This is a genomic window from Pantoea sp. BL1, from assembly GCF_000963985.1.
Taxonomy (GTDB): domain Bacteria; phylum Pseudomonadota; class Gammaproteobacteria; order Enterobacterales; family Enterobacteriaceae; genus Pantoea; species Pantoea rwandensis_B.
Window position 1 is genome coordinate 47,162 of sequence record NZ_JZRH01000031.1, and the last position, 25,870, is coordinate 73,031.

Annotated in this window: 27 protein-coding genes; 13 read left to right on the forward strand and 14 right to left on the reverse strand. The window is 55.3% G+C overall.

Features of this window, described 5'->3' with window-relative positions:
- Positions 1-2 precede the first annotated feature (2 nt).
- The 4 genes from yidD to VH86_RS25915 all read right to left on the reverse strand — a co-directional run bounded on the left by yidD (position 3) and on the right by VH86_RS25915 (position 1,106).
- A complete protein-coding gene (yidD, locus tag VH86_RS25160) occupies positions 3-260 on the reverse strand; it encodes a membrane protein insertion efficiency factor YidD (RefSeq protein WP_007893564.1) in 258 nt (85 codons plus the stop codon).
- Entirely contained in the window at positions 224-583 is a 360-nt protein-coding gene (gene rnpA, locus VH86_RS15555) for a ribonuclease P protein component (protein WP_034830013.1), read from the reverse strand. Before rnpA ends, yidD begins: the two co-directional genes overlap by 37 nt.
- 14 nt (positions 584-597) lie before the next feature.
- Positions 598-738: a 50S ribosomal protein L34 gene (rpmH, locus tag VH86_RS25165; protein WP_000831330.1), complete on the reverse strand. Its 141-nt coding sequence runs from the start codon at positions 736-738 to the stop codon at positions 598-600.
- Positions 739-929: 191 nt separating this feature from the next.
- On the reverse strand, positions 930-1,106 hold the full coding sequence (locus tag VH86_RS25915; protein ID WP_197079583.1) for a hypothetical protein: 177 nt from the start codon (positions 1,104-1,106) through the stop codon (positions 930-932).
- 232 nt (positions 1,107-1,338) lie between these two features.
- Between VH86_RS25915 and dnaA the strand changes: the two genes are divergently transcribed.
- The 4 genes from dnaA to gyrB all read left to right on the forward strand — a co-directional run bounded on the left by dnaA (position 1,339) and on the right by gyrB (position 7,536).
- Positions 1,339-2,739, forward strand: coding sequence for a chromosomal replication initiator protein DnaA (gene dnaA, locus VH86_RS15560; RefSeq protein ID WP_034830012.1), 1,401 nt, complete (start codon positions 1,339-1,341; stop codon positions 2,737-2,739).
- 5 nt (positions 2,740-2,744) lie between these two features.
- Positions 2,745-3,845, forward strand: coding sequence for a DNA polymerase III subunit beta (gene dnaN, locus VH86_RS15565; RefSeq protein ID WP_034830010.1), 1,101 nt, complete (start codon positions 2,745-2,747; stop codon positions 3,843-3,845).
- Between the two features lie 179 nt (positions 3,846-4,024).
- Complete coding sequence (gene recF, locus VH86_RS15570; RefSeq protein ID WP_034830004.1) at positions 4,025-5,110, forward strand: DNA replication/repair protein RecF; 1,086 nt, start codon at positions 4,025-4,027, stop codon at positions 5,108-5,110.
- Positions 5,111-5,127: 17 nt separating this feature from the next.
- Positions 5,128-7,536 (forward strand): DNA topoisomerase (ATP-hydrolyzing) subunit B, encoded by a 2,409-nt coding sequence (gene gyrB, locus VH86_RS15575; protein WP_045833466.1) that lies wholly within the window; start codon positions 5,128-5,130, stop codon positions 7,534-7,536.
- Positions 7,537-7,582: 46 nt separating this feature from the next.
- Here gyrB and VH86_RS15580 read toward each other — a convergent pair whose 3' ends face one another.
- Both VH86_RS15580 and VH86_RS15585 read right to left on the reverse strand, forming a co-directional pair.
- On the reverse strand, positions 7,583-7,888 hold the full coding sequence (locus tag VH86_RS15580; RefSeq protein ID WP_038643950.1) for a helix-turn-helix domain-containing protein: 306 nt from the start codon (positions 7,886-7,888) through the stop codon (positions 7,583-7,585).
- Positions 7,881-8,237, reverse strand: coding sequence for a type II toxin-antitoxin system RelE/ParE family toxin (locus VH86_RS15585; protein WP_038643949.1), 357 nt, complete (start codon positions 8,235-8,237; stop codon positions 7,881-7,883). The genes VH86_RS15580 and VH86_RS15585 overlap by 8 nt, the downstream gene beginning before the upstream one ends.
- Before the next feature lie 204 nt (positions 8,238-8,441).
- On the opposite strand from VH86_RS15585, the gene yidA reads away from it, so the two are divergent.
- The 7 genes from yidA (at position 8,442) to VH86_RS15620 (ending at position 16,113) form a co-directional block, all read left to right on the forward strand.
- Complete coding sequence (gene yidA, locus VH86_RS15590) at positions 8,442-9,251, forward strand: sugar-phosphatase (RefSeq protein WP_045815077.1); 810 nt, start codon at positions 8,442-8,444, stop codon at positions 9,249-9,251.
- Positions 9,252-9,696: 445 nt separating this feature from the next.
- Positions 9,697-10,395 (forward strand): FadR/GntR family transcriptional regulator, encoded by a 699-nt coding sequence (locus VH86_RS15595; protein WP_045833467.1) that lies wholly within the window; start codon positions 9,697-9,699, stop codon positions 10,393-10,395.
- On the forward strand, positions 10,392-11,267 hold the full coding sequence (locus tag VH86_RS15600; RefSeq protein ID WP_045833468.1) for a 2-dehydro-3-deoxygalactonokinase: 876 nt from the start codon (positions 10,392-10,394) through the stop codon (positions 11,265-11,267). The genes VH86_RS15595 and VH86_RS15600 overlap by 4 nt, the downstream gene beginning before the upstream one ends.
- Positions 11,251-11,868 carry a 2-dehydro-3-deoxy-6-phosphogalactonate aldolase gene (locus VH86_RS15605; RefSeq protein ID WP_045833469.1) on the forward strand — a complete coding sequence of 206 codons (618 nt, stop codon included), beginning with the start codon at positions 11,251-11,253 and terminating at the stop codon, positions 11,866-11,868. The genes VH86_RS15600 and VH86_RS15605 overlap by 17 nt, the downstream gene beginning before the upstream one ends.
- Positions 11,865-13,013, forward strand: coding sequence for a galactonate dehydratase (gene dgoD / locus VH86_RS15610; protein WP_045833470.1), 1,149 nt, complete (start codon positions 11,865-11,867; stop codon positions 13,011-13,013). Before VH86_RS15605 ends, dgoD begins: the two co-directional genes overlap by 4 nt.
- A 296-nt stretch (positions 13,014-13,309) precedes the next feature.
- Positions 13,310-14,602, forward strand: a complete 1,293-nt coding sequence (locus VH86_RS15615) for an MFS transporter (RefSeq protein WP_045833471.1) — start codon at positions 13,310-13,312, stop codon at positions 14,600-14,602.
- Positions 14,603-14,850: 248 nt separating this feature from the next.
- On the forward strand, positions 14,851-16,113 hold the full coding sequence (locus VH86_RS15620; protein WP_045833472.1) for a DUF3748 domain-containing protein: 1,263 nt from the start codon (positions 14,851-14,853) through the stop codon (positions 16,111-16,113).
- Here the strand turns inward: VH86_RS15620 and VH86_RS15625 are convergent.
- A complete protein-coding gene (locus VH86_RS15625) occupies positions 16,091-16,438 on the reverse strand; it encodes a YceK/YidQ family lipoprotein (protein WP_045815074.1) in 348 nt (115 codons plus the stop codon). The genes VH86_RS15620 and VH86_RS15625 overlap by 23 nt on opposite strands.
- A gap of 277 nt (positions 16,439-16,715) precedes the next feature.
- On the opposite strand from VH86_RS15625, the gene ibpA reads away from it, so the two are divergent.
- Positions 16,716-17,132 (forward strand): small heat shock chaperone IbpA, encoded by a 417-nt coding sequence (gene ibpA, locus VH86_RS15630; RefSeq protein WP_034830093.1) that lies wholly within the window; start codon positions 16,716-16,718, stop codon positions 17,130-17,132.
- A 56-nt stretch (positions 17,133-17,188) separates the two neighbouring features.
- On the opposite strand, the gene VH86_RS15635 is transcribed toward ibpA, so the two are convergent.
- The 6 genes from VH86_RS15635 to VH86_RS15660 are packed head-to-tail and all read right to left on the reverse strand — an operon-like array spanning position 17,189 to position 22,911.
- On the reverse strand, positions 17,189-18,094 hold the full coding sequence (locus tag VH86_RS15635; protein WP_038643936.1) for an EamA family transporter: 906 nt from the start codon (positions 18,092-18,094) through the stop codon (positions 17,189-17,191).
- A 23-nt stretch (positions 18,095-18,117) separates the two neighbouring features.
- Entirely contained in the window at positions 18,118-18,618 is a 501-nt protein-coding gene (locus VH86_RS15640) for a YbaK/EbsC family protein (protein WP_038643934.1), read from the reverse strand.
- Positions 18,619-18,645: 27 nt separating this feature from the next.
- Positions 18,646-19,446 carry a 2OG-Fe(II) oxygenase gene (locus VH86_RS15645; protein ID WP_045815106.1) on the reverse strand — a complete coding sequence of 267 codons (801 nt, stop codon included), beginning with the start codon at positions 19,444-19,446 and terminating at the stop codon, positions 18,646-18,648.
- A gap of 5 nt (positions 19,447-19,451) precedes the next feature.
- Positions 19,452-20,162, reverse strand: coding sequence for a class II glutamine amidotransferase (locus VH86_RS15650; RefSeq protein ID WP_045833473.1), 711 nt, complete (start codon positions 20,160-20,162; stop codon positions 19,452-19,454).
- A complete protein-coding gene (locus VH86_RS15655; RefSeq protein WP_045833474.1) occupies positions 20,150-21,427 on the reverse strand; it encodes an acetyl-CoA carboxylase biotin carboxylase subunit family protein in 1,278 nt (425 codons plus the stop codon). The genes VH86_RS15650 and VH86_RS15655 overlap by 13 nt, the downstream gene beginning before the upstream one ends.
- A gap of 17 nt (positions 21,428-21,444) precedes the next feature.
- The gene (locus tag VH86_RS15660; RefSeq protein ID WP_045833475.1) at positions 21,445-22,911 is read right to left on the reverse strand and encodes a hypothetical protein; all 1,467 of its coding nucleotides are present in this window, start codon (positions 22,909-22,911) and stop codon (positions 21,445-21,447) included.
- Positions 22,912-23,093: 182 nt separating this feature from the next.
- On the opposite strand from VH86_RS15660, the gene VH86_RS15665 reads away from it, so the two are divergent.
- Entirely contained in the window at positions 23,094-24,542 is a 1,449-nt protein-coding gene (locus VH86_RS15665; RefSeq protein WP_038643930.1) for a PLP-dependent aminotransferase family protein, read from the forward strand.
- Here the strand turns inward: VH86_RS15665 and VH86_RS15670 are convergent.
- Positions 24,539-25,789 (reverse strand): valine--pyruvate transaminase, encoded by a 1,251-nt coding sequence (locus VH86_RS15670; protein ID WP_038643928.1) that lies wholly within the window; start codon positions 25,787-25,789, stop codon positions 24,539-24,541. The two genes, VH86_RS15665 and VH86_RS15670, sit on opposite strands and share 4 nt — an antisense overlap.
- Between the last annotated feature and the right edge of the window lie 81 nt (positions 25,790-25,870).

Sequence of the window (25,870 nt, forward strand, 5' to 3'; positions counted from 1 at the left end):
CGTTAATGTTCTCTGGTATCAAAGGTTTTTGGCGGCACAGGATCGTCACCACCCGGGTTCAAAGGGTGGCATTTTAATACGCGTTTTATCGTCAACCAACTACCTTTTACGACGCCGAAACGGCGTAATGCCTCAATCCCATACTGCGAGCAGGTGGGATGGAACCGACAATGAGGTCCAAGTAGTGGGCTGATGGCGCGTTGATAAACGCGTATCAGGGCGATCAGGAGCCGCGAGCCAGGCGACAGTGACGACGCCATAATTTCTCCAACGCTTCCGTTAACGCACGGTTATCGAGGTCAGCAATCCCCTTTTTCGCCACGATGACAAAATCCATCGCAGGCAGCTCGTGTTGGCGCAGACGAAAGCTTTCACGGGTCAATCGCTTGATCCGGTTGCGTTCATGGGCGCGTTTCACATGCTTTTTGGCGACGGTAAGACCGATGCGGGGATGCCCCAGCGAGTTAAGGCGGCCGAGGATGGTGATTTGCGGCGTACCGGCTCTTTGTGGCTGCTGGAAGACGAAAGTGAAATGAGTGGGAGTTAACAAACGTAACTCCCTGGGAAATGCGAGCTTAACCACGAGGGTTAGCTTTATTACTTAGAAACGGTCAAACGAGCACGGCCTTTAGCACGACGACGTGCCAGAACCTGACGACCATTTTTTGTTGCCATACGAGCACGGAAACCGTGTGAACGGTTGCGCTTCAGTACGGACGGTTGAAAAGTGCGTTTCATGGCGATTTCTACCTAAACTTGAAAATTTTCACTGGGTGACGCGTTTTCGGGCCAGTAAATCGACCTACGCCTCAATGTGTCTTTAATAAAGAGGCGGGATTGTAATAATTGTACAGTCCAGAGTCAATTTACTTCGCAGTTCGCGGCACCTGGAAACCAGATACAGCCCGCTGATTCCGGGCATCAAGGCTTCACGCGATAATGCCGGGTGGGGAATTATACGGGCTATAGGGTAAAGCGCAAGGATCGCGCAGGATCTTCTTGCGATCAATTTGCAGATTTATTGCGCGGAAACGAGAGGCGACCAGAAAAATTGCCTCTTTCAGCAAGATCCCCGCTCGCTTTTTCCACAGAAAGCGTAAACTCATTAGCGCTTCACTAGCCTGTGGATAAATTGGATCAAAACTGTGTAGAAAGGGAAGATCTCTGTGCCGCTTTGCGCTATGATCCGCCCTTCCGCTGACGATCCTCACTGCGATCGCCAGGGATGACTACCGCGGATAGCGGTCGCAGGCGCTTTCTGATCGCCTGTGTCAAAAAAGACAGTTTCTATTATTAGCGCCTGAAATTCTTATCGATTTTGTACGAGTGGAGTCCGCCGTGTCACTTACGCTTTGGCAACAGTGTCTTGCCCGTTTGCAGGATGAGCTTCCTGCCACCGAATTCAGCATGTGGATTCGTCCGCTGCAGGCTGAATTAAACGACAATACGCTGACCTTGTATGCACCAAATCGGTTTGTACTCGACTGGGTTCGGGATAAATATCTCAATAGTATTAATGGGCTGCTGAATGAATTCTGCGGTCCGAATGTGCCTTTGCTGCGTTTTGAAGTTGGCACGCGCCCGGCTGCGCAGGTTGCAGCCAGCCAGCCTGCTATGGCGGCTTACAGCACCCCTGCTCCTGTTGAAAACCGTCCTGCTCCGGCGCAAATCTTGCGTCCAAGCTGGGACTCAGTGCCCGCCCCGGCGGATGTCACCTACCGCTCAAATGTGAATAACCGCCATAACTTCGATAACTTCGTTGAAGGTAAATCTAACCAGCTGGCGCGCGCGGCGGCACGTCAGGTGGCGGATAATCCTGGTGGTGCTTACAACCCGCTCTTCCTTTATGGCGGAACCGGTTTAGGTAAAACTCACCTATTACATGCGGTGGGAAATGGCATTATTGCGCGCAAGCCGAATGCCAAAGTGGTTTACATGCACTCCGAACGTTTTGTGCAGGACATGGTAAAAGCGCTGCAGAACAACGCCATTGAAGAATTTAAGCGTTATTACCGCTCCGTCGATGCACTGTTGATCGATGACATTCAGTTCTTTGCCAATAAAGAGCGCTCGCAGGAAGAGTTTTTCCATACCTTTAACGCGCTGCTGGAAGGCAATCAGCAGATCATTTTGACCTCGGATCGCTATCCAAAAGAGATCAATGGTGTTGAAGATCGCCTGAAGTCGCGCTTTGGCTGGGGATTAACCGTCGCGATCGAGCCGCCTGAGCTGGAAACGCGTGTGGCGATCCTGATGAAGAAAGCGGATGAAAACGATATTCGTCTGCCGGGCGAAGTCGCCTTCTTTATTGCCAAGCGTCTGCGCTCCAATGTGCGTGAGCTGGAAGGGGCGCTGAACCGCGTCATCGCCAATGCCAACTTTACCGGCCGCGCGATCACCATCGATTTCGTGCGCGAAGCGCTGCGCGATTTACTGGCGCTGCAGGAAAAGCTGGTCACCATCGATAACATCCAGAAAACGGTGGCCGAATACTACAAGATCAAAGTCGCGGATTTACTGTCGAAGCGCCGTTCGCGCTCGGTGGCACGCCCGCGTCAGATGGCAATGGCAATGGCGAAAGAGTTGACCAACCATAGCCTGCCGGAAATTGGCGATGCGTTTGGTGGCCGCGATCATACCACCGTGCTCCATGCCTGCCGTAAAATTGAGCAGTTGCGTGAAGAGAGCCACGACATCAAAGAAGATTTCTCTAACCTCATTCGAACATTATCTTCCTGACGCATATGAAATTTATTGTAGAACGTGAGCAGTTGCTGAAACCACTGCAACAGGTTAGCGGCCCGCTTGGTGGACGTCCGACCTTACCGATCCTCGGAAATTTACTGTTGCAGGTGAGTGAAGGCGTACTGCGTCTGACCGGCACCGATTTGGAAATGGAGATGGTGGCCCGCGTTGCATTAACGCAGCCCCACGAGCCCGGTGCGACCACCGTGCCCGCGCGTAAATTCCTCGATATCTGTCGCGGTTTGCCAGAGGGCGCGGAAATTAGCCTGACGCTGGAAGGTGACAGAATGCTGGTGCGTTCTGGCCGCAGCCGTTTTTCCTTATCGACGCTGCCCGCCACTGACTTCCCTAATCTGGATGACTGGCAGAGCGAGGTGGAGTTCACCTTGCCACAGGCCACGCTGAAACGTCTGATTGAAGCGACCCAGTTCTCGATGGCGCATCAGGATGTGCGTTACTACCTCAACGGCATGCTGTTTGAGACCGAAGGTGAAGAGTTGCGCACCGTTGCCACTGATGGTCACCGTCTGGCGGTATGCTCCATGCCGATTGGCCAGGCGTTGCCTAACCATTCGGTGATCGTGCCACGTAAAGGTGTGATTGAATTAGTCCGTTTGCTTGATGGCGGCGAGACTCCGCTGCAGGTACAGATCGGCAGCAGCAACATTCGCGCCCACGTTGGTGACTTTATCTTTACCTCTAAGCTGGTTGATGGCCGTTTCCCGGATTATCGCCGCGTATTGCCGAAAAACCCGGACAAAGCGCTGGAAGCGGGATGCGATCTGCTGAAGCAGGCGTTTGCCCGTGCAGCGATTCTCTCCAATGAGAAATTCCGCGGTGTTCGCATCTATATCACCGAGAATCAGCTCAAGATCACCGCCAATAACCCTGAACAGGAAGAGGCGGAAGAGATGCTGGATGTGTCGTACAGCGGCACTGAACTGGAGATTGGCTTTAACGTGAGTTACGTGCTGGATGTGCTGAATGCGCTGAAGTGCGAAAACGTGCGGTTGCTGCTGACTGATTCGGTTTCGAGTGTGCAGATTGAAGACGTTGCCAGCCCAGCGGCGGCATATGTCGTCATGCCCATGCGCTTGTGATCTTATAGCGGGCTAACTTACTCGCTATTTTGCCCCCGGGCAGTGCTCGTCCCTGGTCACATACTTCAGTATGCTCCCAGGGCCTGCGCGCTGGCCGTGAGCAAACTAGCTTCGCCGTTAACGCCCTCAATTGCAGGGTTAGGTGAAAACCACTTCTTAATGCGCAGCTGGATTCGTTCATGGCTTTAACCCGCCTCCTGATTAAAGATTTCCGCAACATCGAGCAGGCCGATCTCACGCTGGCACCAGGCTTTAATTTCCTCGTGGGTGCTAACGGCAGCGGTAAAACCAGCGTGCTGGAGGCCATCTACACCCTCGGACATGGCCGCGCATTTCGCAGTTTGCAGGCTGGACGCGTGATTCGTCACGATCAGGATGCGTTTGTCCTGCATGGAAGAATTGAAGGCAGCGAGCGCGAATTGGCCGTGGGGCTGACCAAAAATCGCGCCGGTGATAGCAAAGTGCGCATCGACGGCAGTGATGGTCATAAAGTGGCGGAGTTGGCGCAGTTGCTGCCGATGCAGTTGATCACGCCGGAAGGGTTTACTTTGCTCAATGGCGGCCCCAAATATCGTAGAGCTTATATTGATTGGGGCTGTTTCCACTCCGCACCCGGTTTCTTCAATGCCTGGAATAATCTACGGCGTCTGATGAAACAGCGTAACGCCGCGCTGAGACAAGTTTCGCGTTACAGCCAAATTCGCCCGTGGGATCAGGAACTGGTGCCGCTGGCCGAACAGATTAGCCAGTGGCGCGCCGAGTACAGTGCGGCGATCTCGAAAGAGATCATCGCTACCTGCAGTCAGTTTTTACCAGAGTTTGAGTTGTCGTTTTCGTTTCAGCGCGGCTGGGATAAAGAGAGCGACTTTGCCGAACTGCTGGAACGTAATTTCGAGCGCGATCGCGCGCTCACCTATACCGCCAGCGGTCCGCACAAAGCGGATTTTCGCATTCGTGCGGAAGGCACGCCGGTGGAAGATTTACTCTCACGCGGTCAATTAAAGCTGCTGATGTGTGCACTGCGTTTAGCGCAGGGTGAATATCTGACGCGCAGCAGCGGACGTCGCTGTTTGTACCTGATTGATGACTTTGCCTCGGAGCTGGACGATTCGCGTCGTCGGTTGCTTGCCGAGCGCCTGAAAGCCACGCAGGCTCAGGTATTTGTCAGCGCCATTGGTGTCGAACATGTAATCGACATGAGTGACGAAAAGGGCAAGATGTTCCGCGTGGAACAGGGTAAAATAGCGGTTCAACCTGAAGATTAAATGAGCGAGAAACGTTGATGTCGAATTCTTATGACTCCTCAAGTATCAAAGTCCTTAAAGGGCTTGATGCGGTACGCAAACGCCCGGGTATGTATATCGGTGATACCGATGACGGCACCGGTCTGCATCACATGGTATTCGAGGTCGTGGATAACGCAATCGACGAAGCGCTCGCGGGTCACTGTAGTGACATCGTCGTCACCATCCATGCGGACAATTCTGTGTCTGTTCAGGATGATGGCCGTGGTATTCCGACCGGCATTCACCCGGAAGAGGGTGTGTCTGCGGCAGAAGTGATCATGACCGTGTTACACGCCGGCGGTAAATTCGACGATAACTCGTATAAAGTGTCCGGTGGTCTGCACGGCGTGGGCGTGTCAGTAGTTAACGCCCTGTCGCAGAAGCTGGAGCTGACTATTCGTCGCGAAGGCAAAGTCCACCAGCAGATTTATCAGCACGGCGTGCCGCAGGCACCGCTGGCGGTATCCGGTGAAACCGAAGCCACCGGTACGCGCGTCCGTTTCTGGCCGAGCTACGAAACCTTCACCAACGTGATCGAATTCGAATACGACATCCTGGCAAAACGCCTGCGTGAATTGTCGTTCCTGAACTCAGGCGTCTCTATCCGTCTGGAAGACAAGCGTGACGGCAAGAGCGACCACTTCCACTACGAAGGTGGCATCAAGGCGTTCGTTGAGTATCTCAACAAGAACAAAACCCCGATTCATCCGACGGTGTTCTATTTCTCTAATGAGAAAGACGGTATCGGCGTGGAAGTGGCGTTGCAGTGGAATGACGGTTTCCAGGAAAACATCTACTGCTTCACCAACAACATTCCACAGCGCGATGGCGGTACGCACCTTGCGGGCTTCCGTGCGGCAATGACGCGTACGCTGAACGCTTACATGGACAAAGAAGGCTACAGCAAAAAAGCCAAAGTCAGCGCCACCGGTGATGATGCGCGTGAAGGCCTGATTGCTGTCGTCTCGGTGAAAGTACCGGATCCGAAGTTCTCCTCACAGACCAAAGACAAGCTGGTCTCTTCTGAGGTGAAATCTGCGGTTGAGCAGCAGATGAACGAACTGCTGAGCGAATACCTGCTGGAAAACCCGTCAGACGCGAAAATCGTGGTTGGCAAAATCATCGATGCCGCGCGTGCACGTGAAGCGGCACGCCGCGCCCGTGAAATGACCCGTCGTAAAGGCGCGCTGGACTTAGCGGGTCTGCCGGGCAAGCTGGCGGATTGTCAGGAACGTGACCCTGCACTGTCTGAAATCTACTTAGTGGAAGGGGACTCAGCGGGCGGCTCTGCCAAGCAGGGACGTAACCGTAAGAACCAGGCGATCCTGCCGTTGAAAGGTAAAATCCTCAACGTAGAGAAAGCGCGTTTCGACAAGATGCTCTCTTCTCAGGAAGTGGCTACGCTGATCACCGCACTCGGTTGTGGTATCGGACGCGACGAATATAACCCGGACAAACTGCGTTATCACAGCATCATCATCATGACCGATGCCGACGTCGATGGCTCGCACATCCGGACGCTGCTGTTGACCTTCTTCTACCGTCAGATGCCGGAAATCGTCGAGCGTGGTCATGTTTATATTGCTCAGCCGCCACTGTACAAAGTGAAGAAAGGCAAGCAAGAACAGTACATTAAAGATGACGAAGCGATGGATCAGTACCAGATCGCTATCGCGCTTGATGGTGCAACGCTGCACACCAACGCCAGTGCTCCGGCGTTGGGCGGCCAGCCGCTGGAAAATCTGGTGAGTGATTTCAACAGCACCCAGCGCATGATCAAGCGTATGGAACGCCGCTTCCCAACGGCAATGCTGCGTGGCCTGATCTATCATCCAACCCTGAGCGATCTCAGCAATGAAGCTGCGGTTAAAGGCTGGATTGAAGGTTTAGTCGCATACCTGACCGAGCGCGAAGCGCACGGCAGCAGCTATATGGCGCACGTGCGCACCAACAGCGAACTGAACGTGTTCGAACCGGTATTGCGTGTGCGTACGCACGGCGTTGATACCGACTATCCGATGGATAGCGAGTTCATTGATGGACCGGAATACCGCAAAATCTGTGGTTTGGGCGAGCAACTGCGCGGCCTGATTGAAGAAGATGCGTTTATCGAACGTGGCGATCGCCGTCAGCCAGTGACCAGCTTCGAGCAGGCAATTGAGTGGCTGGTGAAAGAGTCACGCCGTGGTCTGTCAGTCCAGCGCTATAAAGGTCTGGGCGAAATGAACCCAGAGCAGCTGTGGGAAACCACCATGGATCCAGATAGCCGCCGCATGCTGCGCGTCACCATCAAAGACGCCATCGCGGCTGACCAGCTGTTCACCACGCTGATGGGCGATGCGGTTGAACCGCGCCGCGCCTTCATAGAAGAGAACGCGCTGAAAGCTGCTAACATCGATATCTGATGTGAACAAAAACCCTTCCATACCTGGAAGGGTTTTTTTTAGCTGTTTAAACCCGAATCGTCCTGCCTACGGATCCGTCCGGCATTTCAATCAACAAGCTGAGTTTTCCACCCATCGCCTCAATATAACGTTTAATAGTAATCAGGCGCTGATCGGCTCCCGCTTGTTCAATCTGTGTGATACGAGGTTGCTTCACCCCCATCGCTTCAGCCACTGTTTTTTGTGACAGCTCCAACTCCTCGCGCAATAACTGCAATCCGGTTTCCAGGATCAGCTCATCAGCCATTTGCTGAATGTCAGCACGTTCAGAGGCAGAAAAGGCGTCATTCAAAAAGTCTTTAAGGTCAGTCATTTGCTTTACCCTCCAGATCAGCCAGGTGGCAGGAAAAAATTTCATCGGCAGATTCAATCATGCGCTGATAAAAATGCTTATCACCCGTTTTATCTCCAGCACACAACACGATAGCTTTACGCTGAATATCGAACGCATAAAACGCGCGAATAGGGTGACCCGCATATTGCACCCTGAGCTCTTTCATATTGTGAAAGCGCGATCCGCTCACCGTGTCAGCGTAGGGGCGGGGGAGCAATGGGCCATAATGCTGAAGGTTTAATAACGCTGCCGCGACGCGTTTTCTTAAGCCACTATCTTGCTGGAGCAACCACTCCTCAAACGGTTCGGTTAATTGGACCTGCCACATAACGCAATCTCCATATAAGTGATTGCTTATACAAATTTATAAGCAATAGCTTATATAGTCAAGTCGCCTCCCGATTGTAAAAGGTCAACGTGCTGACGTGGAAGCGGCAACACAAACTAACCTCCCCCTCCGTTGCCGATTAACTGGTCAATGTGAGCTGAATCGCGCTAGCATTAAACAAACTCTGACTTAACCGAGGATGTTATGGCGATAAAATTGATTGCGATCGATATGGACGGCACGCTGCTTAACCCGCAGCACGAAGTGACGGCGGCGGTGAAATCGGCCATTGGTCGTGCACGCGATAAAGGTGTCTCTATCGTGCTGGCGACTGGCCGTCCATTTGTGGGTGTCGAGCGCTACCTGATGGAACTGGATATGCAGCAGCCCGGTCAGTATTGCATCAGTAACAATGGTGCGCTGGTGCACAGCGCGGACAGCGGCGACGTGGTGGCTGAACAGACGCTCAGTTTTGATGACTATCTCTACCTTGAGCAGCTGGCGCGCGACCTCGGTGTGCATTTCCAGGCGTTCGACAAATCTTTCCTCTACACGCCAAATAAAGACATCAGCGAATACACCATCCATGAAGCCAGCCTGACCGGCATTCCGGTACGCTACCGCGCGGTGGAAGAGATGGACCCGGCCACACGCTTCCCGAAACTGATGATGATCGACAAGCCACATTTGCTGGATAAAGCGATTGCTGGCCTGCCTGCGCGTGCGCGTGACAGCTACACCATCCTGAAAAGTGCCCCGTACTACCTCGAAATTCTCAATCCACTGGTCAACAAAGGCTACGGCGTGAAAATGCTGGCGGACAAACTCGGCCTGCAACAGTCGGAAGTGATGGCGATTGGCGATCAGGAAAACGATTTGGCGATGATTGAGTATGCGGGAACGGGCGTCGCGATGGGCAATGCCATTGATTCAGTCAAAAACATTGCGCAGTTCGTGACCAAAACCAATATGGAAGATGGCGTCGCGCATGCCATTGAAGAGCTGGTGCTGTAATCCTTTCTTTTGCGGGCAGCGCGCAGCTGTCCGCCTCTCTGAACTCATCCTGCAAATGCCCATCGGTCGCCATCAATGCCGACACGACGAATGATCGTTCCGGTTTCCGTGTATGCATACTCCACAAATGATGAACCAGCGAACGGTCAGTCCAGTTTCCGCACAGTGCGCATTGCTACACCATGAATGATCACCCAACGAGCGAGCTTCTCAGTTTCTGCCGAGTACGCACTGATCCTTTATAGGCAATGCCCCAACCCATGCGCAGCTCGATTGCGTCGGAGCTCAATTATGCGCCCATGGATTGTCTATTATGTGATCCAGATTGTAGTACAACCGATTAAGTTAGTACTACAATCGGCATCACTGATTAAGGTGTCAGTTGGGTTTCACCACACGAAAGCAGTAATCTGATGCGCTACCGTCTTTCACTGAATGGAACATCATGACGCAAGAACAATTAAGCAAAACCGAGCGCATCATCCTGACGCTGGGTGAAGAAATTGTAGCAGGGAAGTATGTGCCGGGCGCTGCGTTGCCCGCCGAAGCCGAGTTGTGTGAACGGTTTGGCACCTCGCGCAACATCATCCGCGAAGTATTTCGCTCGCTGATGGCAAAGCGTTTGATGGAGATGAAGCGTTACCGTGGCGCCTTTGTCACGCCGCGCAATCAGTGGAATTACCTCGACAGCGATGTCCTGCAATGGGCACTGGCGCACGATCAAGATCCCAGACTGATTGCCGCCATGAGTGAAGTGCGCGTGCTGGTGGAGCCGCAGATTGCGCGCTGGTCGGCGGAACGCGCGACCTCCAACGATTTGGCGGCGATTGAGCAGGCTTATAACGACATGGTTGCTCATCATCTCGATCGGGAAGCATTCAATGAGGCGGATATCCGCTACCACGAAGCAGTGCTAGCTTCGGTGCACAATCCGGTATTGCAGCAGCTTAACGTGGCGATCAGCCAGTTACAGAAAGCGGTGTTTGCGAAAACCTACATGGCGGATTCCGGCAACATGCCGCGCACCTTAGCCGAACACAAAGCGCTATTTGATGCTATCCGACACCAGGATAGCGATGCGGCGGAGCAGGCGGCGAAAGCGATGATCGCCAGCTCCACTGCCCGACTCAAGGAGATTATGTGACCAGCTATATCGCGATTGATTGGGGCTCAACTAATCTGCGTGCCTGGCATTATCAGCAGGGCAACTGCGTTGATGAGCGCCGGTCAGAAGCGGGCGTCACGCGTCTTGGCGGACGCGCGCCCACAGAGGTATTTGCCAGTGTGACAGATGGCTGGCCAGTGAATGACGTGCCGGTGGTGATGGCGGGCATGGTCGGTAGCAATGCAGGCTGGCTTGCAGTGCCTTATCTGGCCTGTCCGGTGGCGTTGGACCAACTCAGCAGCCGCCTGACCCGCGTTGAAGACAAAGCATGGATCGTGCCGGGATTGAGTGTCGAACGTGCTGACAACTACAACGTGATGCGCGGTGAAGAAACGCAATTGCTAGGTGCCTTAGCGCTGCAACCCGCCACGCAGTATGTGATGCCTGGCACGCATGCCAAATGGGTGCAGGTGGAGCAGCAGCGTGTGCAGGACTTTCGCACGGTGATGACGGGTGAACTGCATCATCTGCTGCTGAAACAGTCGCTGATTGGTGCGGGTTTACCCGAGCAGGAAGAGAATCCGGCCGCTTTCCGTGAGGGCTTAGCGGTCGGCAGCCACGACGCATCGATCCTTTCCCGGCTGTTCGAAGTGCGTGCTTCTCATGTATTGGGCGCACGCGATCGCCGCCATATCAGCGATTTCCTATCCGGCCTGCTGATTGGTCATGAAGTGGCGTTGATGACGCAACACGCGGATCGCAGCCAACCGATCATCATTATTGCTGGAAATGCGCTGGCGCAGCGTTATCAGCAGGCGCTGCAATTTATCGGCATGGATTCAGTCACCCTGGAAGGCGACCGCGCGTTCCAGCATGGAATAAGGAGTATTGCAGATGACCTGGCACACTAAATTGCCATTGATCGCCATCCTGCGTGGCATCACGCCAGACGAGGCCGAAGCGCACGTGGGTGCCCTGATTGAAGCGGGTTTCGATGCCATCGAGATCCCGCTGAATTCACCGGAATGGGCCAAAAGCATCGGCGCGATGGTGCAGACTTTCGGCGATAAAGCGTTGATCGGTGCGGGCACTGTGTTGCATCCGGCGCAGGTCGATGAGCTGGCCACGCTTAACAGTAAGCTGGTAGTGACGCCGAATACCGATGCGGCCGTGATCCGTCAGGCCGTGGCGAAAGGGATGATTGTAGCTGCAGGTTGCGCCACTGCTACCGAAGCCTTCACCGCACTGCAGGCGGGTGCCCAGGCGCTGAAAATCTTCCCATCGTCGGCGTTTGGTCCGGGCTACATCAAGGCTTTGAAAGCGGTGCTGCCGCCGGAAGTGCCGGTGTTTGCGGTGGGCGGCGTGACGCCAGAAAACCTGCATGAATTTTTGGCCGCAGGCTGCATTGGCGCAGGTTTGGGCAGCGATCTCTATCGCGCCGGCCAGCCGCTGTCGCGCACTGTGGAGAAAGCTCGCGCATTTATTGCTGCTTATAAGGATGCTGTACGATGAAAATTACCAAACTGACCACTTATCGCCTGCCGCCGCGCTGGATGTTCCTGAAAATCGAAACCGATGAAGGCATTGTTGGCTGGGGCGAACCAGTAATTGAAGGGCGCGCGCGCAGCGTCGAAGCGGCCGTGCATGAGCTGTCGGAATATCTGATTGGTCAGGACCCGGCACGCATCAACGATTTGTGGCAGGTGATGTATCGCGGTGGATTCTATCGCGGCGGTCCGATTTTGATGAGCGCCATCGCCGGTATCGACCAGGCATTGTGGGATATCAAAGGCAAAGCGCTGGGTGTGCCGGTGTATCAGCTGCTTGGTGGTCTGGTGCGTGACAGCATCAAGGCGTATAGCTGGGTAGGCGGCGATCGTCCGGAAGAAGTGGTCGATGGCATCAAGAAACTGCGCAAGATTGGCTTCGACACCTTCAAGCTGAATGGATGCGAAGAGATGGGCATTATCGACAACTCGCGCAAAGTGGATGCAGCGGTGAATACCGTGGCACAGATTCGCGAAGCCTTTGGCAAAGAGATTGAGTTCGGTCTCGATTTCCATGGCCGCGTCAGTGCGCCAATGGCGAAAGTGCTGATCAAAGAGCTGGAGCCGTATCGTCCGCTGTTTATTGAAGAGCCGGTGCTGGCGGAACAGGCGGAATATTATCCGCGCCTGGCGGCGCAAACCCATATTCCGATTGCCGCAGGCGAACGTATGTTCTCGCGCTTCGAGTTCAAGCGTGTGCTGGAAGCGGGTGGCCTGGCGATTCTGCAACCGGATCTGTCGCATGCGGGCGGTATCACCGAGTGCTACAAAATTGCCGCTATGGCGGAGTCTTACGATGTGGCGCTGGCACCACACTGTCCGCTCGGCCCTATCGCGCTGGCTGCCTGCCTGCACGTGGATTTCGTGTCACGCAACGCGGTGTTCCAGGAGCAGAGCATGGGCATTCACTATAATCAGGGTGCTGAACTGCTGGATTACGTCATCAATAAAGATGATTTCAAAATGGATGATGGTCACTTCTATCCGCTGAATAAACCGGGCCTCGGCGTGGAAATTAACGAAGAGCTGGTGATTGAAAGAAGTAAAAATGCACCCGACTGGCGCAATCCATTGTGGCGTTACCCAGATGGATCGGTCGCTGAGTGGTAATACCCGTCATAATTTAAGCTACAGATGCGTTGGCTGTGCTTACTCACCTTAAGTAAGCTGCTGGGAATGTATTCCCTTGCCACCTTTCTGCACGTCGAATTATTTAGGGTATAAGAATTTATAACATCTTTTAGATAAAGATATGCCGGTGAAATAAGGCATAGGGCCTCGCTCAGCCTTATCCCGGCAGATGACATTTACCGCCTGTGCGGTTTTACCTTCACTATCCTTACCCTGCATTTGTAGCGGCGGGCATCGTCACGCCTGAACTACAAATACGATTACGGAGACACACCATGGATCTCTCTGCTGTTCAGGCCAAACCAACCCGGCGCCGTTATATTACGCTGCTGATGATTTTTATTACGGTGGTGATTTGCTATGTCGACCGCGCCAATTTAGCGGTGGCCTCTGCGCATATTCAGGAAGAGTTCGGCATCAGTAAAGCGGAGATGGGATATGTCTTCTCTGCCTTTGCCTGGTTATATACGCTGTGCCAGATCCCCGGCGGCTGGTTCCTCGATCGCGTCGGTTCCCGCCTGACCTATTTTATTGCCATCTTCGGCTGGTCGGTCGCCACGTTATTCCAGGGTTTTGCCAGCGGATTATTATCGCTGATTGGCTTGCGTGCCATTACCGGCATCTTTGAAGCGCCCGCGTTCCCGACCAACAATCGTCTGGTCACCAGCTGGTTCCCGGAGCAGGAGCGCGCCTCTGCCGTGGGCTTTTATACCTCCGGTCAGTTTGTCGGTCTCGCCTTTCTCACACCGCTGCTGATCTGGATTCAGGAACTGTTGAGCTGGCACTGGGTGTTCATCATCACAGGCGCTATCGGCATCATCTGGTCGCTGGTGTGGATCAAGTTCTATCAAGCCCCAAGCCAGAGCAAAGGCATCAACCAGGCGGAACTGGACTATATCCGTGAAGGGGGGGCGATGGTGGACGGCGATGCACCCGCGGCGAAAAAAACGCGCACCAAACTCACCGCCTCCGACTGGAAGCTGGTGTTCCATCGCAAACTGTGCGGCGTGTATCTTGGCCAGTTCGCGGTGACATCTACGCTGTGGTTCTTCCTGACCTGGTTCCCGAACTACCTGACGCAGGAAAAACACATCTCTGCGCTCACGGCCGGTTTTATGACGACCGTGCCGTTCCTGGCCGCCTTCTTTGGTGTGATTCTTTCTGGCATCGTGGCCGATCGTCTGGTGCGCAGCGGGCGTTCCCTTGGTTTTGCGCGTAAAACGCCGATTATCTGCGGATTGCTGATCTCTACCTGCATCATGGGGGCTAACTACACCAACGATCCGGTGTGGATCATGACGCTGATGGCCATCGCGTTCTTCGGCAACGGCTTCGCCTCTATTACCTGGTCGCTGGTGTCGTCGCTGGCGCCGGTTCGCCTGATTGGTTTGACCGGTGGGATGTTCAACTTTATCGGTGGATTAGGTGGCATCACGGTGCCGCTGGTGGTGGGCTACCTGGCGCAGGACTACGGCTTTGCCCCGGCGCTGGTGTATATCTCTGCCGTGGCGTTGGTCGGTGCGCTGTCGTACATCCTGCTGGTCGGGGATGTGAAGCGCGTAGGGTGATCGATAACGCGCGATAAAACCTGCCGCTACGGACATACATGATTCGTAGCGGCGTCATTTATGGCGCGTCTGCCCGCGTTTAGTCGCGCAATCCGTTAGTGCTTTATCCTGCAATCTGTCACTCATTTCTAACGCATCGATGCGTATTGCATCGCGCCAACCGCTCGCAAATTATTGCGCCACGCCTGCTGCACCTCACCCGATAATCGCGTACTTTGTTCGGCAACTGTTGGATGTAAGGTTGCCTCATGTCAGAAAAACAACTCACCTTTGCACAGCGTCATCATCAGCTCACCAATATCAACGTCTGGACCGCTGACAGCCAGTGGCTGGCGTTTGATGTCCGTCCGTCGGGCGCGTCCTTTACCAGTCTGACCATCGAACGCGTCAACGTCGAAAGCGGTGCGGTCGAGGTGCTCTATCAGGCACGCGACGGCGCGCATGTCGGCGTGGTCACCGTCAGCCCGGATCTGCCGCCGCGCTATGTGTGTATTCATGGCCCGGAGCATCCCGATGCGCACTGGCATTACGATTTCCATCATCGTCGCGGCGTCATCGTGCAGCAGGGTAATGCGGAAAATCTCGATGCCTGCGACATCACCGCACCTTATACGCCCGGCGCATTGCGCGGCGGCTCGCATGTCCATGTATTCAGTCCAGACGGATCGCGCCTCAGCTTTACGTATAACGACCATGTGATGCATGAGAAAGATGCGCGTGAGGATTTGCGTAATGTCGGCGTGGCCGTACCGCTGCATCCGGTGTGTCCGCCTAAACAGCATCCCCGTGAATACGATGGCAGCCATTACTGCGTGCTGGTGAGCCAGACCACGCGCGATCCGCAACCGGGTAGCGATCAGATTGACCGCGCTTATGAAGAGGGCTGGATCGGCGATCGTGGCTATCAGAAAGCCGATGGCAGATGGCAGCGCTGGTCGCTAGCGTTTATCGGCGATACACGTGCTGCCAACGGCGAGAAAGTGCCGGAAGTGTTTGTGGTGGATTTGCCCGAGGCGTTGAGTGATTACGCTAAACCCGGCGCAATACCTTTGCAGGGCACGGCGGAAAAACTGCCTGCACCGCCTGCCGGCGTGCAGCAGCGGCGCATCACTCACAGTAAAGGTTTAGCATTGCAGCCCCGCCACTGGTTGCGCGCATCGCCGGACGGTAGCGCCATCGCCTTCCTGATGGCGGATGAACAGGATGTTGTGCAGCTGTGGAGTGTGTCGCCCAACGGGGGCGAAGCGCGCCAGATTACGCAGCTCAGCAGCAATATTCAGTCTGCATTCAGCTGGCAACCATCAGGCGAGGCGATCGCCTTTATTTGCGATAACAGCGTGATGCGTTGTGAGGTAGCGACCGGGCACTGTACGCGCTTAACAGAACGCAGCGAGCAGCCGCCTTCCGGTGATGCGGTGGTATGGTCACCGGACGGCAAGCAGGTAGCCTATATGCGAGATGTGGATGGCTGGCGTCAGCTGTTCCGCGTCAGTGCGACGTCGGTGGCATAGCCGCCGCGGTTGCCAGGCTGGCGTCAGTGCCAGCCAATTTTTCGCTTTGCAGCACACGGTCATGCGCCGAATCTTTGTCAGTGCGGAAGTAATCCCACGGCAACAGAATCGTATCCAGTACGGCGGAGAAGGGCAGATCGATCACCGCCAGCGGCTTAATCGCCCAGCTGGTATTGTCATCGGCAATCATATCTGCGCTGGCGCGTGTGCCGGGATAATAACCCTGGCTGGCGCCAGTGTGAGACATGACGCTGGAGCAACCCGAAGTAGTCAAGACGCTACAGACCAGCAGGCCGGTGAGCGGAAAGCTTTTCATCATTTTCATTTCATCATCCCTACAGCCATCACTTCTGGCTGGAGTGTGTCTCCTGCTGCAGCAAAGCTCTGTGGCGATGTCATGCGATGCAGGCGAAGAATTTCTGAGTGTATGCTATTTCGTCAAAATTGCCGCAAGAAAATACGTATTGCCCTTGAAAGCGATCAAAGTGCACCCATTTTTACTACAGGGTCGCCTTGCTGTCGCCGACAGGGACAGCAGCGGGCCGCACAACCTGTCCATGGTGGAAGGTTGCCAAAACTTGCTGATTTTCAGGAGTCTTTTTATGCGTAACTTTGATCTTACTCCGCTTTATCGTTCTGCTATTGGTTTCGACCGTCTGTTTAGTCTGCTTGAGTCCAATCAGAACCAGGCCAATGGTGGCTATCCTCCTTACAACGTTGAGCTGGTGGATGAAAACCACTATCGCATCACCATTGCCGTTGCGGGCTTTGCCCAGAGCGAGTTAGATATCACCTCACACGACAATGTGCTGATTATTCGCGGTGCGCACCCCGAAGAGCAACCGGAGCGCAAATACCTGTATCAGGGTATCGCCGAACGTAACTTTGAGCGCAAATTCCAGCTGGCCGATCACATCGTGGTGCGTGATGCGCGTCTCGAACTGGGCCTGCTGAGCATCGATCTGGAACGCATCGTTCCTGAAGAAGCGAAACCGCGTCGCATTGAAATCCTGAATTAAGGATATTGTGTTGAGAAGAAAACGCCGCAGAAATGCGGCGTTTTTGTTTCTGTCGATCAGGTGCGCACCCATAATCGCTGGCTTACCATCCCGCCAAACACGTTCACCAGCAGGCCGAGAATAATCACCGATGCGCCGAGAATTTCCTGCGCTGACAAGGTCTCGTCGAGCACCAGCGCGGCACTGAGAATGCCCACCACCGGCACCAGCAGTGACAGCGGCGCTACACGCCAGGTCTCATAGCGACCGAGCAGATTGCCCCAAATCGCATAGCCGACAATGGTGGCAATAAACGCTAGATAAATCAGCGCCAGTAGGGTCTGCAACGAGATATGCAGCAGACTGGTGACGATCGCTGCCTCGCCATCGAACCACCATGAGCAGGCGAAAAATGGCACGATCGGCACCAGTGCACTCCACACCACCAGCGACATCACCGGCACCTTACGGTTACGCAGTATGATCTTGTTGGTGATATTGCCCAGTCCCCACGACAGCGCCGCCGCCAGGGTCAGCATCATGGTGGTGAGCGTAATCCCAGCGGTGGTTTGCCCCTCCATGCCCGCTGTTGCCAGCATAAACATGCCAAGTGTCGCCACCAGGATCCCGGCGATGTGGTTCCAGCGCAGTTTTTCCGCCAGCAATAAAGCTCCCAGCAGCAGCGTAAAGAACGCCTGCGCCTGTAACACCAGTGAGGCCAGTCCTGCTGGCATGCCGAGTTTGATCGCCAGAAACAAGAAAGCGAACTGACCAAAGCTGATGGTCATGCCGTACACAATCAGCCAGCGCAAAGGGATCTGCGGCCGCTTCACAAAGAAAATCGCCGGAAACGCCACTAACGCAAAACGTAATCCCGCCAGCAGAAACGGCGGCATATCGTGCAGGCCCAGTTTGATCACCACGAAATTCACGCCCCACACCACCACCACGCACAGGGCTAACATCATATCTTTTACTGACATACTCGTTCCTTACTGCAGCCGTTTCAGGCAGTCGCCGTCATCGGAGTGGCAATGTCTGCACAACAGTCATCGCCGACAACACGAAAAAAATCATCCACATTCAGCGCCACGGAACGCTCCAGCGCACCGGCGTTAAACCACAGCGTGCCGACATCACGCAGGCGCGTATCAACGCGCAACGCCAGTCGGTCATCAAAACTAAAGGGCGGCACCGCGCCCATCACACACTGCGTCAGATCCTGCGCTTTCTCTGGCGCGGCAAAGCTCGACTTCTTGCCGCCTATGGCGCGCGCGGCACTTTTGAAGTTGATCTTGCAATCACCCGGTACAATCGCCAGCAGGTAGCGCGCATCGGCGCCGTCCGGCATCGTGACTTCCAGCACCATCGCTTTGGCCGCCTGATTGAGATCGTTGCCGCGAATGCTGCTGATCACATCGGTCTGGCCGATGGCCTCATGCTCCACCACGCGATAGTCCGCGTGGTGTTGATCAAGCAGGGCGGTGATTTTTTCAAAGGTATTCATCTTCCTCTCCTCGTCGAAGGCCCGGCATTAACTCCAGGCAATGGCGTGCTTCATTTTTTTGTCGGTCAGGCCAAAGAAAAAGCCCATGGTGATGCGCGTGTCGCCTTCCACGCGATCAATCTCGTGATAAAACGCAGGATTAAACAGATAGATGTCGCCGCTGCGTGGAGAGAACTCACACGCCTCGCTTTGCTCAATGACGCCAGTCTGATAGCCGAGTTCACCCGGCGTTTTGAAGCGCTCATCCACGGGATGCCACTTCTTGTTGAATATCCGCAGTTCCCCGCCCGCGTGACACTCCTGCAAACAGACCACACAGCTCAGTTGATGCAGGATGTTGGTGACGGCCAAACCACTGCCCGCGGCATCGCGTACGATGTTGTCGTTATGCAGTGGATTGGCGACGCCATTGGCATGAAAGCGCACAATCGAACCCGCGTAATCGCCCAACTCCGGCTCGCGGGCAGTGTGCAGACTCTCCAGACGCAATGAGTGCTTCACCCAGTTGTAAACCTGATCGCGCAGGCAGTGCAGTGACGGTGGCAGAGCAGGCTGGATGTCGCGCAGCTCGGTGAAGTAATTTTCTGGTGCGCGAGTGTGTTTAGCCAGATAGGGGCCGAGCGTGGTCAGTGCGCCATTCGGATAGCGCGAGACGCGCACCTGATCGCGGCACTGTTGCAGATCGTCCACCACCGCTTCACGCACTTCAGGCGTCAGGAAATTGCGCAGCACCAACAGCGGCACGCGCGCGGTCACGATGTCATCCAGCCAGGTGCTTTCGACGAACATTTTTGGATGGATAACGCGTATCTGATTGAAAATGGCCATGCTGATCACTCCCCAAGTGGAAATTCATGAAGTTCATGGTTGTTCATGCGACGCCAGTCAGACGCCGTGCCCAGTGCAGCAATAGGTTCAGAAGAGATAAAAGTGGTGCTGTTGTTTTGATAATGGTGCAACGTGAAATAGTCAGGATAAGGGGTGTCATCGGGATGCCACTGCCACGCCCAGGCTTTATCCCGGGTGACAAAAATCGCATTAGCCGCACTGCCGCCCGGTGCCACGCGCGCCATCTTGCTGCGCAGGTAGTCACGGGTAAAATCGGCAGGCGTCACCTGATCGACGATGTATTCCAGGTATTCGGCGGAGTCAAAGCGCGATTCCGCCATGCCCAGTTGCGCATAAACCGTGGGTAAAAAGCCGTTGTGCATCATGTACCACTGTGTAGCACCGCTGGTACGCCACAGCGGATGAGAAAACTCGATGCCATGATTTTTGCTCAGCGTGGCGTGGCGCACATGCACCGCCAGAAAACGGCTATGACGCAGAGCATCCACATCAATGCCGGGCAGCGCATCCGCAAAAGTGCCTGTGCCATGCAGGGTGCGCATCTTTCCCTGATCCAGCCACAAACAGCCCCAGCCATTCGGGTGCTGTTTGATCGGGCCCTCATGGGTTGCCGTTTCGCCGCAGCTCATCGCGCGAGCGGCGTCCAGTACCGCAGCCGCATTAAACTGGCCGTATGCCAGAATCATTCTGCACATAGAAGATCTCTCCGTGGGGCTAAGGACGGAACATCGAGAATCTGCTGGAACACCGCCAGCACGTCGTCCCGGCTGTCTGCCGCGAGGCGGAAGGTGGCGAGAATACCGGCATGGCGAGTGAGATCGGCATACAACGAGGATCGCGGCGAGACGGCCAGCGCGGGCAGATTGAGCGGTGGCAGTAGCTGACCGCGCTGATGTTCAGCGATCCAGCGCTCCGCAGCGTCGAATTGCAGGCGCTGACGCAGGCGCAGGCGGCCAATAGCCTGGGGTTGCTCCGGGAAGTGCAGCACAGGCAAACCGCGCCCGGCTTCAATCTGAAACGCCACCTCTGCCCAGTTGATACCGGTGACTTCCTCGACCAGATTCACCACGCCCATGCCCGACAAACGGAAACCCATTTCCAGGAAGTGTGGTTCACCGTTCACCATAATGAAATCGATGTGGAAAGCACCCTGACGATAGCCATAGGTCTCGCAGCAAAAGCTCATCAAACTGGCAAAGGCCGCAGGCAGCTGTTGCGCGGCCATCGCCACATGGCCGGATTCGTAAAAGCTGATACAGCCTTCTGCATCTATGTGGTGCTCGATCACCTTCTGGCAGCAGGTCAGCGCCACCGCGTGTCCGTTATCCACCACACCTTGTAGTGAATATTCGTCGCCCGGTAGCCAGCTTTCGACGATAAAACCGCTGAAGCCGCGTCCGCCGTAGTTCATGGTCTCCACCAGCTTGCCGATCACCGCATCGAGCTGGCTGGCCTCTTCCACCAGCCAGATCCCTAATCCGCCGCCGCCATCCACCGGTTTGATCACGCAGGGATACAACAGCGCATCACGCGCGTCACGAATGCTCAGTGGTGAGGCAAAGAAGCGAAACTCCGGCTGTGGGAAGCGCGGCCAGGCTTTACGCAGAGCCATGCGCTGTGCGTACTTATCCGGCGGAATAAAGCTCGGGCCGGCATCCGGCCCGGCCAGCAGTTCACGCACGCGACCGGCGCTGGTGTTGTAGGCTTCAAAGCCCGCCAGCACCACCTGAGGATGTTCCAGTAAGCCCGCTCGCAGGCAGGCTTGTAGCACATCCCACGGATTTTCCGGGCGATCGAGACGCACAATCAGATCGAACGGCAGCTGAATGCTTAAGCTTTGATAGTCGACAAAGTCGCCCATCTCCGCCAGCACGGTAAAATAGCCCTCGCGTTTTGCCACCGCACAGTACGGATTTTGCCCGTCACGCGTGGCACCAATCTGCAGGAAAATCTTTCTCATCGCGTCGCCTTACCGGGTTATCGCCCGGAGATCACTTCAGTGACGATGTCTTGCAAGGCACCGTTGTTGACCTGAATCACTGCTTTGTGCGGATCGAAACGCAGCACGCGTGAGAGCGCATCGCCGCGCGTGCCATCCAGCAATGTATTAACCTGCGCACTGCGCCAGCACTGGCGCATCTGCGCAATGGTCAGGCCGGAGAGGTGCTCAAGCTGCTGAGCCAGCAGCAGGTCATCGCTATCGCCACACAGCAGCGCCCGCACTGCATGCTCATTGGGTGCCTGGTTGAGCTGTTGCAGCCAGACGTTGAGCTGGTGGCCCTGCGCGATAAACGGCGAATAGATCATGCATACCAGCTGGGTTTCGTTGAGGCCAAAGGCCTGTTCGGCAAACTGTGCTGCACGCTGGCGAGCACGTTCAATCGCCGCATCGTCCTGATAACGCACCGCCATTTCCGCAATCAGTTGCGGCGGGAAATCTTTCTTCTCCATCAGGCCGAGCGCAAAGCGCACATATTCGCGAATGCCTTCGGCGTAGCTACGCTGCATCAGCGTCTCCGCTCGCAGACCGCGAATATGTGCCATTAACGTCGGGTTGCCGCAGTCCGATTCAGAGAAGCTGAACATCAGCTCATCAAAGCGGAAGTGCATAAATTCAGTGAGCAGTGACCAGTGCGCACCGGCTTCATAGGCGGTGTCCTGATAGATGTTGAAGAACAGCGGATCGCGCTCAAGTTGCCAGGTGATGCGATGGGCCGGGGTAACCTGATCGGCGCCGTAAATGTCGGCGAAATAGCGTTCTGCCACGCCATCGAGGGTTTGCAGGAAGCCGCTAAAGCCGCGCGATTTGTCGGCAACGGGCGCATCAAACAGGCGTGAAAGATGACGAGCCCAGGCGAGGTAAGCGGTTTGCTCCTGCGGCGAATCACCGGTGATGATCACATCCACGCCGCCCTCGTAATGCGCGGCAAGGCCAAACGAGTTCACCATGCTGAGGTTGCAGGCGTTACAGAAAGTGGAACGCGCATCGGCACGGAAGCGATGGCCATTCATCAGCACATCGTTGCGATTCTGCTGACGCACGCTATCGGGCATCGGCAAATGGCGTTCGAAGTGGCGGATTTGCAAGCCATCAGTCACCAGGCATTCGGTAAAGTCATCACCCGGAATGTGCAGTGCACGATATACGCGGTCGATATTTTCCATCACGCTGTCGTTCATCGCCGCGTGACGATTGGTGCTGATGCGCAGCTGGAAGGTGCTGCCCTGCTGCTGCCAGATCAACCCCTGAATGTAGCGCACATACGCCACCATATAGCTGCTGTCTTTCCCGCCGCCATAGGCGAGCAGCACGCGATTGTTCGCGGGATTTTTGCTATCGGGCAGGGCGGCAAGTAAGCGTTGAGAACAGCGTTGAGCAGAATCGATAATCGCGGGCGTGAGATAACCTTCAATTTCTCTCATCATGGTGGGCAGATTATTCATTTTTCACTTCATCCTTTGGCTAATAAAATCGCCGTTACCGTGCTGGCGGCAACGGGCAGGAAAAGGGGCCACGAAGTTGCAACGGAATGAATGTCTGAGGCTGAATAAACAGATGCAGCCTAAAGTACTTTGAATGTAATCTGATGGATACGCACAGATCAGCACGATATAGGGTGGAACAGATGGCGGATGGAACGGGTGAACAGGAGAGTCAGAGTAGTCGTTACCGTCAGATTGCAGAGCAGATAAAGCAGGCGATTCACAGCGGATCGTTGCCGCCCGATAGCCGTTTACCGTCGGTACGTACGCTGGCAACACAGTACAGCGTCAGCATGACCACCGCCCTGAAAACATTACGGACGCTGGAGGATGAACACTATGCGGTGGCGCGTCCTAAGTCCGGCTTTTTTGTTGCACCCCGTCAGGTTCCCAGGGCGTTACCCGCAGCCATCCACAGCGAACAGCCGCGTGAAGTCGCCCCGCTGGATGAGCAAACCGAGCTGCATCTGGCGATGCTGGGCTCCGATTGTCGTGTGCGGCTGGATCTGGCCAATGGCGATATCTCGCTCTATCCGGTCAAGAAAATTGGATTGCTGATGCGCCAGATGGGCTACAGCAAACCGGCGCTGCTCGGAAACACGGTGAAAGGCACCGGCTATGCGCCGCTCAAAGCCGAGATTGCACGGCGCGCGGTGGATTATGGCTGCAATATCAGCGCTGACGACATCCTGATCACCAACGGCTGCATCGAAGCTATCTCACTGGCTCTGCGCGCCACGACCCGCCCCGGTGATATCGTGGCAGTGGAATCGCCGTGCTACTTCGTGCTGTTGCAGATGCTGCATAACCTCAATCTGCGCGTGATTGAAGTGGAAGCCGGGCCGGAAGGTTATGTTAACGTCAGCAAGCTCACCGCGCTGTTTCAGCGTAAAGCGGTGCAGGCCTATCTCACCATCAACAACATCAATAATCCGCTGGGGAAAAGCATTCCCAACGAGCAGAAGGCTTATATTGCGCGTCAGGCCGATGAGAATGATGTGGTGATTATTGAGGACGATATCTTTGGTGATACGGCCTTTGGCGATCGCCGTCCGTTCCCGATGCGCGCCTTCAGCCCGAATGCCATTCTGTGCAGCGGCTTCTCGAAAACGGTGGCGCCCGGTATCCGCATTGGCTGGGTGCACAGCAGTAATTACATGCGCAAAATCGCCTCGCTGAAATACACCACCAGCATGGGCACCTCGGTGCTGTCACAAGCGGCGATTGCCGAACTGCTGCGCAGCGGCGGCTACGATGCGCATCTGCGCAAATTGCGTCGTGAGCTGAAGAATCAAATCCACCATATGCGCCAGGCGGTGTTGCGTTATTTCCCTGCGGGTACGCGTGTATCGGATCCGGAAGGCGGCTATGTGTTGTGGGTGGAAATGCCAATTCAGTCGTTAAACGTGCGCGCACTGTTTCTGAAGGCGCGTAACGCGGGCATCGGCATCGCGCCAGGGCACATCTTTGCCACCGATCATCGCTACGATCACTGTTTCCGGCTGAATGCCGGTTTTGGCTGGAATGCGGAAGTGGAGCAGGCGATCAAACAGCTGGCAGAGTGGTGCCAGCTGTCATTAACGGCGGATTAAGCCTCGTTAGCTATCATTTCCAGTTCTTCCGCCAGAATCTGCACCGCGCGTTCAATTTTCTCCGCGTCCGGCACATAGTTCATGCGCATGCACTGATGCGTATGCGGCCATTCCTGTTCCAGACCGGGGAAGAAGAAGTGGCCCGGCACCATTAGCACGCCGCGCGCTTTCAGGCGCTGATACAACGCTTCGGTGCTGATCGGCAGGTCGCGGAACCACAACCAAAGGAAAATCGCGCCTTCGGGTTTGTGGATCAGGCAGCGATCTTCCGGCAGATAGCGGCGCAGAATGGCAATCGTCTCGCTTACCTTGGCCTGATAGAACGGCTTGATCACCTCTTCCGACAGACGCAGCAAATCACCGCGCACAATCATTTCAGTGGCAATCGCCGGGCCGATGCTGCCTGGCGCTAAGCTGATGATGCCGTTCATGTTACCAATCGCGCTAATCGTGCTTTCATCGGCAACGATAATGCCGCAACGTGCACCCGGCAGGCCCAGTTTCGACAGGCTCATACACAGAATAGTATTCGGGTTCCACAGCGGACGGGCTTCGCTGAAGATAATGCCGGGGAAGGGCACACCATAGGCGTTATCGATCAGGAGAGGCACGCCATGCTGCTGTGCCAGCGCATCCAACTGCATCAGCTCGTCATCGGTGATCACGTTGCCGGTTGGGTTGGTCGGGCGCGACACGCAAATCAGGCCCACGTCCTCATTCAGCGGCAGATGGTCGAAATCGACGTGATATTTGAACTGGCCCTCTGGCAGCAGCTCAATGTTCGGCCTGGCGGAAACAAACAGGTCTTCTTCCAGTCCGGCATCGGCGTAACCTAGATATTCCGGCGCCAGCGGGAACAGCACGCGCTTCTTACTGCCGTCAGCGCGACGGCCAGCAAACAGGTTGAACAGATAGAAGAACGCGCTCTGGCTGCCATTCGTCAGCGCAATATTTTGCGCGGTGATCGGCCAGCCCAGTTCTTCACGTAGCATGTTCGCCAGCGCATCCAGCAGCAGCGTTTTGCCGCGCGGACCATCATAGTTGCACAGTGCTTCGCTCAGTTTTCCGTCCTGATGCATCTGCAGCAGCAGCTGATTGAAGTAGTCATTGATGGCCGGGATCTGCGCCGGGTTGCCGCCGCCGAGCATAATGGTGCCAGGCGTGCGCAGGCCTTCACCCATGTCTTCCATCAGACGTGAGATGCCGGAATGTTGAGTAAATTTGTCGCCGAACTGAGAAAAGGACATAGGAAGTTAAAACATTGTAATCGGGAATGGGCAACCACCATAGCGCCCGCCACGGGCAGGCGCAATGGCTAAAGCAGCAAG

Coding starts and splice junctions, on each gene's coding strand:
- yidD (WP_007893564.1), bottom strand. CDS start 260: ATGGCGTCGTCACTGTCGCCTGGCTCGCGGCTCCTGATCGCCCTGATA.
- rpmH (WP_000831330.1), bottom strand. CDS start 738: ATGAAACGCACTTTTCAACCGTCCGTACTGAAGCGCAACCGTTCACAC.
- VH86_RS25915 (WP_197079583.1), bottom strand. CDS start 1,106: ATGAGTTTACGCTTTCTGTGGAAAAAGCGAGCGGGGATCTTGCTGAAA.
- dnaN (WP_034830010.1), top strand. CDS start 2,745: ATGAAATTTATTGTAGAACGTGAGCAGTTGCTGAAACCACTGCAACAG.
- recF (WP_034830004.1), top strand. CDS start 4,025: ATGGCTTTAACCCGCCTCCTGATTAAAGATTTCCGCAACATCGAGCAG.
- gyrB (WP_045833466.1), top strand. CDS start 5,128: ATGTCGAATTCTTATGACTCCTCAAGTATCAAAGTCCTTAAAGGGCTT.
- VH86_RS15580 (WP_038643950.1), bottom strand. CDS start 7,888: ATGACTGACCTTAAAGACTTTTTGAATGACGCCTTTTCTGCCTCTGAA.
- VH86_RS15585 (WP_038643949.1), bottom strand. CDS start 8,237: ATGTGGCAGGTCCAATTAACCGAACCGTTTGAGGAGTGGTTGCTCCAG.
- yidA (WP_045815077.1), top strand. CDS start 8,442: ATGGCGATAAAATTGATTGCGATCGATATGGACGGCACGCTGCTTAAC.
- VH86_RS15595 (WP_045833467.1), top strand. CDS start 9,697: ATGACGCAAGAACAATTAAGCAAAACCGAGCGCATCATCCTGACGCTG.
- VH86_RS15605 (WP_045833469.1), top strand. CDS start 11,251: ATGACCTGGCACACTAAATTGCCATTGATCGCCATCCTGCGTGGCATC.
- dgoD (WP_045833470.1), top strand. CDS start 11,865: ATGAAAATTACCAAACTGACCACTTATCGCCTGCCGCCGCGCTGGATG.
- VH86_RS15615 (WP_045833471.1), top strand. CDS start 13,310: ATGGATCTCTCTGCTGTTCAGGCCAAACCAACCCGGCGCCGTTATATT.
- VH86_RS15620 (WP_045833472.1), top strand. CDS start 14,851: ATGTCAGAAAAACAACTCACCTTTGCACAGCGTCATCATCAGCTCACC.
- VH86_RS15625 (WP_045815074.1), bottom strand. CDS start 16,438: ATGAAAATGATGAAAAGCTTTCCGCTCACCGGCCTGCTGGTCTGTAGC.
- ibpA (WP_034830093.1), top strand. CDS start 16,716: ATGCGTAACTTTGATCTTACTCCGCTTTATCGTTCTGCTATTGGTTTC.
- VH86_RS15635 (WP_038643936.1), bottom strand. CDS start 18,094: ATGTCAGTAAAAGATATGATGTTAGCCCTGTGCGTGGTGGTGGTGTGG.
- VH86_RS15640 (WP_038643934.1), bottom strand. CDS start 18,618: ATGAATACCTTTGAAAAAATCACCGCCCTGCTTGATCAACACCACGCG.
- VH86_RS15645 (WP_045815106.1), bottom strand. CDS start 19,446: ATGGCCATTTTCAATCAGATACGCGTTATCCATCCAAAAATGTTCGTC.
- VH86_RS15650 (WP_045833473.1), bottom strand. CDS start 20,162: ATGTGCAGAATGATTCTGGCATACGGCCAGTTTAATGCGGCTGCGGTA.
- VH86_RS15655 (WP_045833474.1), bottom strand. CDS start 21,427: ATGAGAAAGATTTTCCTGCAGATTGGTGCCACGCGTGACGGGCAAAAT.
- VH86_RS15660 (WP_045833475.1), bottom strand. CDS start 22,911: ATGAATAATCTGCCCACCATGATGAGAGAAATTGAAGGTTATCTCACG.
- VH86_RS15665 (WP_038643930.1), top strand. CDS start 23,094: ATGGCGGATGGAACGGGTGAACAGGAGAGTCAGAGTAGTCGTTACCGT.
- VH86_RS15670 (WP_038643928.1), bottom strand. CDS start 25,789: ATGTCCTTTTCTCAGTTCGGCGACAAATTTACTCAACATTCCGGCATC.